Genomic DNA, 9,507 nt, shown 5'->3' with positions numbered 1-9,507 from the left:
AATGAACAAAAATCATCACCTATTGAACCAATAAGAGGCTTTGCGTACTCAATAAATGATTCATTAATAAACATATTTTCTTTATCAATATATTTTTCATCTAAGGTCCTTGCCTCTAGAATACTATCGAGGATAGGACTTTCTACAGCTTCAAATGTATAAGGTGAAGATGAAGTTCTCTTAATTACGCTCATGTAACCATTTTTACCTTCAAGAGCACACTTTACAGAAACTCTTCCACAAGCTATTGCTTCAGCCCTATCGACATCACTTTGCCATGAAATAGAAGCTCTACCTAAAATTCCAGGTTTTTCTGAGCGTGATTTAATACCAAGCTCCTTAATAATTAAATTTGAAAGGTGTGAAGAAACATCACCAAAATAAACACTCCTTCCAACTTGAAAAACAGGTTCCACAATTGGTTTTCCATCGCTATAGCGCATACCTTCGCTAGCTACGATTACAACACCACCCTTCTCTTTATGAATCTTTTCAACTTTTGTTAAAAACTTATCCTTATCAAAAGCAACTTCAGGGACCAAAATAATATCAGCGCCAGGAGCCTTTCCACTTTTAGCCATGATAGCAGATGCAGTAACCCATCCTGCATCACGTCCAAGAGCCTCAATAACACAAGCGTGGATAGGAAGTCCAAGTACGTCTTCTGATGCTTCTCTAACACATGCAGCAATATATCTTGCAGCAGAACCAAAGCCAGGACTGTTATCTGTTACGGATAAATCATTATCCATCGTTTTTGGAGTACCGGTTACAACTATGTTATGCTTTTTCGCAGCGTAAGAAAGCTTTCTACAAGTATCCATAGTTCCATTTCCACCAGTCATAACTACATAACCGATATTATTTTCTTTTAATATTGATGCAAGCTTATCATAGTCATCACCTTCTAAGTGGTCACGACCTGTTCCAATTGCAGAACCTGGAGTCCTTTCTAACTTAATTAAATCTTCATTGCTAAGAGCAGGAAACTTATTTATTTTATTTTTTAATAATCCTCCTGTTCCAAAAGGAGCATAAAGAATGTCACCATCAAAGGACCTGTCATAAAGCTCTCTAATAGAACCTGAAAGAGAGGCATTAATAACAGCAGTTGGACCACCTCCATGCATGAATAAGATATTCTTCATCAACAACCCTCCTTATCCACTGTTGATTCTCTTTCTATCAACTTATATGGAATATTGATTAAAATATTTTCTTTTCTAGGATTTAAACATCTATCAATTACTATCTTGGCAGCAAAACGTCCAATATCAGACTTAGGCACATCAAATGTAGTTAGAGCAGGACGTAAGAATGCTGATGCTTCAATATTATCAAATCCGGTTACAGCAATTTCTTCAGGAATTTTTATTCCCTTCTCATTTAAGCATCTAATGATACCTAAAGCAGCATTATCGTTAGCTGCAACTATTGCATCAGGAAAAGCTCTATTTAATAGCCTTTTTGCTCCATCATAACCCTCTTGTGGTGATAAAAAGATATCTTCAACAAGAATGTCTTCATAATCTAGCGTTGATTTCTTTAAGCCTTCTTTATAGCCAGTAAAACGATGTTCATTAGCAATGTTTTGTTTATCAGTTGGACCAATATAGGCTATTTTCTTACGTCCTAAATTTGCTAAATAGCAAACAGCATCTTCAATGCCTTTTCCAGCATCACAAAGTACTTCATCCATTCCGCCTATTGAATTAAGACCTGCATAAGCAATAACAGGTATACAGGATTTAATGTGTTCAATTACATCAAGACTTGCACGACCTAAAATAATAGCAGCATCAATTTTATTATCTTGAATACTTGATGAAAAAGCTTCATCTGTAACTGTTAATATTGAATGTTCTATATTTAAATCTAAATCCTTTTTATGAATCTCTTGGTCAATTCCCTCTAAAATCTTTGTAAAAAATGGAGAGAGAAAACTTTCATTATCAGAGATAAATACAGTTGCTAAGCGTATTTCATCAAAGGAAGCTTTAATGCGATTTGTTCTACTTTTTGCAAATCCTAGCTCAGAAGCTATTTTTAATATCTTTTCTTGAGTTTGCTTTCCAATTCTATTTGAATTACCTGAGAGTGTTCTTGATACAGTGGACACAGAAACCCCTGCTTTATCAGCAATATCCTTTAATCTAACATCTCTCATTTACTTCCTCTTATTTAGAGTGTAACACCAATTACATTATTTGCAAGCAAATTTTGAACAAATATTTGCGCAAATATTGCGCAAATAAGTTAAAACTATTTGCAATAAAACAAACTAAAAGCATATTACATTAATGTTTCTTGTTTTAATTTACTATTTTATTTTTGACAAAAATGCCTTAGAAACCTTTCTCTTTATTGTCGTATTACTATTTCCTATCTATAATTTGTTTCTAATTTCTTTATTAATTACATTGCTATTATTATCAATAACACCCCAAATGTTATGGTTAAATTAGGAGGGAAAAAGTGAAGAAAATATTATTTATAGTTGGTTCAAAAAGAAAAGAATCATTTAATAGACAATTAGCTAAACTTACTGAAAGTTTAATAGCAAATCGTGCTGATGTTTCCTACCTTGATTTCTCAAATATTCCTCTAATGGATCAAGATATTGAATACCCTGCACCAGAAGAAATTGAAAGAGTTAGAAAGCAGTGCTTATCTTCCGATGCTCTTTGGTTCTTCACACCAGAATACAACCATAGTTACCCTGGATATCTTAAAAATCTACTTGATTGGCTATCTCGTCCACTATATAAAAATGCAGCTAGAAGTGAGAATGTACTAAATGGTAAGCTATTTACAATCTCTACAGCAGCTGGAGCTTCTGGTGGTAGCTTTGTAAGGGAAAAACTTATAGAGCTTCTTACCTTTGTAAATGCAAAGGAAGCAACTACTACATATACAGGTATTACTCTAGATAGAGAAGCCTTTACCACAGGAGTTTTAAAGGCTGATACAGAAAACCTTAAAGTCCAAATAACAGAGCTTTTAGATGCATTAGTAAATAATTAATCAGAATACTTTAGTCCCTCGATTGGATTAATATTAATCTAACTAATATCGATTAGAAACGGGGGATAAATTGTTTTACAACAAAGTAAAAATAGTAAATAATAAAAAATTATGATTAACAAAGAAAAAACAGATGAAGAGATCATTAGCCAATTAGATAACATTATAGAAAATGGTATTTCTATCGATTATGATACAAAACCCAAATATACAGTAAAAGAATTGTCAAAAAAGCTTGGACTCTCTTCTCATACTATTAGATTCTATGATAAAGAACATCTTTTTCCCTTTGTTAAGCGTGATATATGCAATGATGAAAGGTTATTTAGTGAAGCTGATTGGGCTTTTGGAAAGCTAATTAAGTGTTTAAGACAAATTGGTCTTTTTATTCATGATTGTAGATTATTTATTCTCGATACTTTAATCGGTGATGATACTGTAAAAGAGAGATTATTAATTCTAATCAACCTACAAAAATCATTAAGAAAGCAGATCCAAGAACTGCAAGAAGCAGAACGGGATCTGCAATATAAAATTAGATTTTACAGCTACCTCGATGAAGAAATCGAGAGTGAGAAAGAAAAAGGGATTTTTACCGATAAACAGCGTGGCCTTTTGTCAAAGCTCAAAAAGTTTGTCAGCAAGCAAAAATCCCTAGATTATTAGTATTAAACAATACCTCTAACACCCCACCATAGGAATCCAATTGTTAATAATCCAACGGTCTGAATAATAAATTTTACAATCATTGGTTTGGCAAATTCTTTTGTAGACATAAGGCCAAATGAGAATGCTACCATGTATACTGTAACTTCGTAAGCAAATAATAGCTGTGAAATACCTTGGAATACGCTATAAACCATACCATATGGGTTAAATGAAAGGTCTTGACAGATTTGAGCTAATGGTTCGCCAAGCACACTCATTACAGCTGCAGGTGTCATGATAAAGTTGAGGAATACGGATAAGAAATATGTTGCCGCAAAGAATACTTTATTTGACATATTCTGAAGTAATGGAAGTGCAATTGTTGAGATAAATTTACCAAATCCTGCTGCAGCACCAGCTGTACCAATAGTCATACAAGCCGCAACAAAGAAGATACCACCCCAAGAAACCTTACCAAAGTCCTTTGCCTCACCAATTTCAATACCAGGCAAGAATGGAGCTGTAATTACAAATACAAAACCATACATCATACCAAGTTTATGAATTGAATTTGTAAATAGATAAAGGATGAAGAGAATTAAGATAACAAGCATCTTCTTATCTTTAGCTGTCCATGCACCAAGCTCTTTGAGCTTCTCATCGAAGAATGTTGTTTCTCCAAGAGGTTCTTTAGGTCTGCATAAGAAAGCAGTAGCAATTGTTGTTAAGATAAGTGGGATAATGAAAACCCAGTTATCCATAAAGTAGGTAAAGTAATCAATTGGCATTGGTGATACTGTTGCTGCATTTTTAAATACAATTGCAATATAACCAGGAGAATAGATAAAGAAGTTTGAATCGTGGTATACAAAAGTACAAGTTAGTAATAAACCTGCAGCTCCCTTACCTTTTAAGTTAAGAGCTTTACACATACCATATACAATTGCAATTACTGATACTAATGCTAGAATACCCTGCATTAAAACTCTTGCTACAATTGAAATTAAAGCAACACCAAATACTAATGCGATGTAACTACCGTTACACTTTGAGGCCATTTTATATGCTATTCTCTCTAGAATTGTAGTCTTTTGAATAAGTACTACAAGTACAAAACAACAAAGAGTCATCCATACAGCTTCACTTGTCCAGTTTGAAAGCGCTTGGCTTAATGAACATACCTTTAATAGAGGATATGCGAAAATTAATATAATTGATGAGGTAACATTGTTAAGTAAGTTAAATGCTAATAAGAGGATACCACTTACAGTAATAGCAAGGAATGTGCTTAATGTAGGGGTCCATAACTCTCCTGTTGGAAAGAGTTTTACTAACACAAATGCTAGTATTACGATAATCCATTGAATACTTTTCTTTGATAATTTTGCCATTTTTATTTCCTTTAGAGTGCTAATTTAAAGATTGCCATGTAGTCATCCTTAGTTCTTACAGGCTGGTACCACTTGCTGCCATCAGCAGTAGCTACTAAGTCATCAACTACAGGAATGATGTCTTCGAGAGTGATAAATTCTTCTCCACCTCTCTTTTTCTTCATTTGAGATAATCTTGTAGGAAGTCCTAACTCTGCGATAAATGATTCATAGCACTTAATAGCTTCATTAGCTGCAGTGTAATCATCTAACTGAGGATTAACTCCCCAAACACATTTACCCCAATGAGCAAATTTAGGAACATTTTTATCTGTAAGAGCATACTTGTAGAAAGCAAGAGAAATAATTGCTATTCCTGCTCCATGTACTACTGCATCAATGTGAGCTGAAAGCATATGCTCAATAGTGTGAATAATTGTTGCGGCATTACTTCTTCCGAAAGAAGAAATTTGCATAATTGAAAGTTCACTAGCCCAAAGTAATTCAGCTCTAGCATCGTAATCCTTTGGATTCATCATCGCTCTTCTACCAGCATGGATAGCTGACTTTTGAATTCCTTCAGAAATAGCATCTTGAAGTGCCATTGTTGATGAAAAATATGTCTCAAGTGTATGAGACATAATATCGATAATGCCACATGCTGTCTGAAATGGTGGAACAGAGAATGTATATGTAGGATCTACAATAGCTACTGCTGGTCTATTAATAGGATTTCTAAGACCGATTTTTCTCTTTGCCTCAATATTTGATACTACAGCAGACCATGAAACCTCAGCACCTGCTGCTGCAAGTGTAGGAATACAAATTACAGGTAATGTCTTTTCTACCTTTTTCTTTCCACAGTAGAAATCCCAAACATCATCTTCACCATAGTATCCAAAACCGATAGCTTTTCCTGTATCGATTGTAGAACCACCACCAGCTGCAATTATTACAGCCTCACCCATTTCTCTAACTTTCTTAATACCATCATTAATTGTGGTATGCTTTGGATTTGGCTCAATACCAGAGAATTCTGCGTATTCAATACCATTGTTACTTAGAGAATTTACTATCTCCTGGTAAAGTCCAGAAGCTTTAACAGGGATATCATCATATACGAATAGTACTTTATTGCCATAACGCTTTACTGTATCTGCTAAGTGTGTTGATACAGCATTTTTACCAAACAATATTTTCGTACCAATGTTGTAATTGAAGTTTTCCATTATTCCTCCATAAAATATGGATAAAATTTTATCTATTAGAGCAACTCTAAAGTAAATATCCTTTAGATAAAAAATTACTTATTATGAATTAATTATTTATATTCAAAGTAAATACATAAAACGTATACAATATATAATCTTACATTTAGCAGGAATATTAGGTATAATTAAATTAGAGCTACTCTAATATCAAACGTTCAATAATTTAGTATTTTATTGCATAAACAAATTCTTGAGTTTATCATCCTTTTCTATGAATGAACGACTTGATAAATTTGAAAAAATGCTTAGTGATATACAAAATAGCTATAGCAAAGAAAAAACTGAAATTGACAGATTAAAAAGCGAAGGTAAAGAAAAAAGTGCAACTTATAAGCACTATCTTGGAAACCGGCTTTTATACAATTGGATTATCGCTAAATACAAAGAATATGGCTTAATTGAGTAATGAAAGTATCTAGAGTTTTTAATATATCATTAATAATCTTTCCTCTTTTTACACTAATCTCTGTCTATCTTTCTAATGTTGCACTTACAATTACATTTGCAACAATTACCTTTCACTTTTGGTTAAGGGCTATCTGTGGAGCAATTTTTTCCACTATAAAACTCACAGGAAAAGAAAGAATTTTTAATGTATCTGATAAAGAATTAAAACTATATGAAAAATTAGGTGTAAAAAACTGGAAGGATAAACTTCCAACTTATAAGCCTGAGTTATTCAAAGAAAGAGATTTAAATAAGCTATATAGCAATATGCTTCACTCTGAATTTGTGCACATTGCTATATCATTTTTCAGTTATACACCACTACTTCTCTCAATTTTTTGGAGTTACTTACACGATAGTATTATTATCTTTTTCATCACATCTGTTTTAGCATCTCTGCTAGATATGACCTTTGTAATTGCTCAAAGATATAACAGGCCAAGAGTAAAACATTTAATGTCTCTTATTGTAGAAAAACATCAAAAGAGCACTTGTAAAAATAATTAGATATCCAAATAAAGAATAAATATCTGGAACTTGTGACAAGAAAATAAAGCCCCAAAGAGCTGAGAATATTACAGTAAAATAATCAAAGATTGATATTTCTTTACTAGGTGCTGCCTTATATGCCCAAGTAATACCAAATTGCCCAACTGTTGCGCCAATTGCAGCTAAGGATAAAAGACATATTTGATAAATACTCATTGGTGCATGGTTATTAATTACAAATGGAATTGCAATTAATGTTGATACAACTGAAAAGCCTAATACTATTTGACTTGATGGCATTCCTCTTTTTCCTAATCCTCTAACACATGCATATGCAGCTCCGGCACCAAAGCCCCCAATAACACCTACAATTGAAGCTCCCATACTCTGAGTAAATTCCATTGTTGGTTTTACAATAAATAGCACACCAACAAAAGCAAGTGCTACAAATAAATATTGCTTTATACTTGTCTTTTCCTTTAAAAATATAGCAGAGAGTAAAAGAGTAAAAAATGGTGCAAGTTTGTTTAGCATTGATGCATCAGAGATCATCATATGATCTAGAGCATAGAAGTTAGCAAAAAGTCCTACAGAACCAAAGAGTGCTCTCATTAATAACAAGCCTAAGTCACTAGGCTTTAAATCAAGCTTATCACCACTTTTTAGAAACAAGAAAAATGATACTATCATAGCACCTGCATTTCTAAAGAGTGCTTTTTGAAAGGTTGGAAGATCTCCAGCTAAGGTCACACATAGATTCATTATCGAAAAACCAAGAGCTGAAAGAAGAATAAAAAATATACCCTTTTTAACTGAAGTTATTTTATCCATAGCACTTGAAGAATATTCTATTTATTAATTTTTTTCATCTGACATTATTTAATTTAATTGTTATCTTTTTCTTATGATTGAAATAAAAGAAATTACTAGTGATGATATTGAACAAATATTAGAGCTATTTCTTAGTGTATTTTCTCTTCCACCTTGGAATGAAAATTGGGATAGAGAAACAGCTAGAAATTATCTTCTTGACCAAATAGAAGTTAAAAGACCTTTCTCTTATTCCCTTTACCAAGATGATAGCCTTGTAGGTGTTGCTTTAGGCTATGTCCGATATTGGTATAAAGGACCGGAGGCTGTTGTTGGTGAATTTTTTATTAAATCTGATGTTCAACATGAAGGACTTGGAACAACTTTTATGAACGCCTTAAAAAAGAAGGCCAAAGAGAATTTTATCTCTTCTATAGTGCTGCAAACACAAAAGAGTAATTATGCATATGACTTTTATATTAAAAATGGCTTTATAGAGGATAATAATAGTGTATTTTTATTTAATGACATTTCTTAAATATTAATTCAATACTTGATAATTTCTCTCAAAAAAGCTAAATTGAGCAAGCTAGTACAATTATTATTCGTCTTTATATCTTGGAGAGATGTCCGAGAGGTCGAAGGAGACGGACTCGAAATCCGTTATGTGGTTTTGCTGCATCGAGGGTTCGAATCCCTCTCTCTCCGAAATAACTGTACTATGATTACTAACTGGAGAGGTGTCCGAGTGGTCGAAGGTGCACGATTGGAAGTCGTGTAAGGTCAAAAGCCTTCGGGGGTTCGAATCCCCCCCTCTCCGTTTTTTATTGCTTTTGGTAATACATCATTTTATTTTCATACATATAGTGGTCAGCAAGTTTATATAATTCTTCAAGATTTTTGCTTGGGTGATGATCAGCTCTCACATAGCCATATGCTATATTTAATTTATCTGAATATATTCCCTTCCAATTATCCATCTTATTATCAAATTCTGTAATTAGACTTGAAATATCTTCTTCTCTAAGTAATATAATAGCGACCATCTCATCTCCACCTATTCTAAAGCACTTACCATAGGGTGAGAAAACATTCATTATTATATTTGCGGAACTAATTATTAGCTCATCTCCAGCATCATGGCCATAAGTATCATTTACGCTTTTTAAACCATTGATATCAAATGCAAAAACTGTAAGATCCTTAATCATAAAATGTGGTTGAGAAATATGAATTGTTTTTTCAAATGAAAATCTATTAAACAAGCCTGTTAGTGCATCATGTTCAAGTTGTTGCTTTTGCTCTATTATTTGTTTATCACTTCTTTGAATAAGGAAATCTATATAATAGATGTATAGTAAAATAGAACATACTGAGAGAGATAAGCAGGTTGTTCGAATATTATTACTAACCAACTCTTGAAAACCAATACCAACTAAACATGTAAG

General features: G+C 32.9%; 11 protein-coding genes and 2 tRNA genes. 7 read left to right on the top strand and 6 right to left on the bottom strand.

Annotation, left to right across the window (positions count from 1 at the left end):
• The coding region (locus SOY52_RS07995; RefSeq protein ID WP_320848429.1) for a diphosphate--fructose-6-phosphate 1-phosphotransferase at positions 1–1,148 on the bottom strand (1,148 nt) is incomplete at its 3' end.
• A complete protein-coding gene (locus SOY52_RS07990; RefSeq protein WP_320848428.1) occupies positions 1,148–2,167 on the bottom strand; it encodes a LacI family DNA-binding transcriptional regulator in 1,020 nt (339 codons plus the stop codon). The genes SOY52_RS07995 and SOY52_RS07990, both read right to left, overlap by 1 nt.
• 308 nt (positions 2,168–2,475) lie before the next feature.
• On the opposite strand from SOY52_RS07990, the gene SOY52_RS07985 reads away from it, so the two are divergent.
• Together SOY52_RS07985 and SOY52_RS07980 are read left to right on the top strand one after the other, a co-directional pair.
• Positions 2,476–3,024: an NADPH-dependent FMN reductase gene (locus SOY52_RS07985; protein WP_320848427.1), complete on the top strand. Its 549-nt coding sequence runs from the start codon at positions 2,476–2,478 to the stop codon at positions 3,022–3,024.
• Positions 3,025–3,135: 111 nt separating this feature from the next.
• On the top strand, positions 3,136–3,690 hold the full coding sequence (locus tag SOY52_RS07980; protein WP_320848426.1) for a MerR family transcriptional regulator: 555 nt from the start codon (positions 3,136–3,138) through the stop codon (positions 3,688–3,690).
• 2 nt (positions 3,691–3,692) lie between these two features.
• Here SOY52_RS07980 and SOY52_RS07975 read toward each other — a convergent pair whose 3' ends face one another.
• Complete coding sequence (locus SOY52_RS07975; RefSeq protein ID WP_320848425.1) at positions 3,693–5,063, bottom strand: SLC13 family permease; 1,371 nt, start codon at positions 5,061–5,063, stop codon at positions 3,693–3,695.
• 11 nt (positions 5,064–5,074) lie between these two features.
• Complete coding sequence (locus SOY52_RS07970; RefSeq protein WP_320848424.1) at positions 5,075–6,271, bottom strand: iron-containing alcohol dehydrogenase; 1,197 nt, start codon at positions 6,269–6,271, stop codon at positions 5,075–5,077.
• 253 nt (positions 6,272–6,524) lie between these two features.
• On the opposite strand from SOY52_RS07970, the gene SOY52_RS07965 reads away from it, so the two are divergent.
• Entirely contained in the window at positions 6,525–6,719 is a 195-nt protein-coding gene (locus SOY52_RS07965) for a hypothetical protein (RefSeq protein ID WP_320848423.1), read from the top strand.
• A complete protein-coding gene (locus SOY52_RS07960) occupies positions 6,719–7,267 on the top strand; it encodes a hypothetical protein (RefSeq protein WP_320848422.1) in 549 nt (182 codons plus the stop codon). Before SOY52_RS07965 ends, SOY52_RS07960 begins: the two co-directional genes overlap by 1 nt.
• Here the strand turns inward: SOY52_RS07960 and SOY52_RS07955 are convergent.
• Positions 7,214–8,080 carry a DMT family transporter gene (locus SOY52_RS07955; protein WP_320848421.1) on the bottom strand — a complete coding sequence of 289 codons (867 nt, stop codon included), beginning with the start codon at positions 8,078–8,080 and terminating at the stop codon, positions 7,214–7,216. The two genes, SOY52_RS07960 and SOY52_RS07955, sit on opposite strands and share 54 nt — an antisense overlap.
• 73 nt (positions 8,081–8,153) lie before the next feature.
• On the opposite strand from SOY52_RS07955, the gene SOY52_RS07950 reads away from it, so the two are divergent.
• From SOY52_RS07950 to SOY52_RS07940, 3 genes are all read left to right on the top strand, one after another.
• Positions 8,154–8,597 (top strand): GNAT family N-acetyltransferase, encoded by a 444-nt coding sequence (locus tag SOY52_RS07950; RefSeq protein ID WP_320848420.1) that lies wholly within the window; start codon positions 8,154–8,156, stop codon positions 8,595–8,597.
• 82 nt (positions 8,598–8,679) lie between these two features.
• Positions 8,680–8,767, top strand: a tRNA-Ser gene (locus SOY52_RS07945).
• Between the two features lie 26 nt (positions 8,768–8,793).
• Positions 8,794–8,879: transfer RNA gene (locus SOY52_RS07940), tRNA-Ser, on the top strand.
• A gap of 4 nt (positions 8,880–8,883) precedes the next feature.
• On the opposite strand, the gene SOY52_RS07935 is transcribed toward SOY52_RS07940, so the two are convergent.
• Positions 8,884–9,507 (bottom strand): GGDEF domain-containing protein (locus SOY52_RS07935; protein WP_320848419.1); only part of this gene is annotated, 624 nt, incomplete at its 5' end.

This window comes from Bullifex sp., from assembly GCF_034103065.1.
Taxonomy (GTDB): Bacteria; Spirochaetota; Spirochaetia; order Sphaerochaetales; family Sphaerochaetaceae; genus Bullifex.
This window is presented reverse-complemented; position numbering and strand designations above follow the sequence as displayed.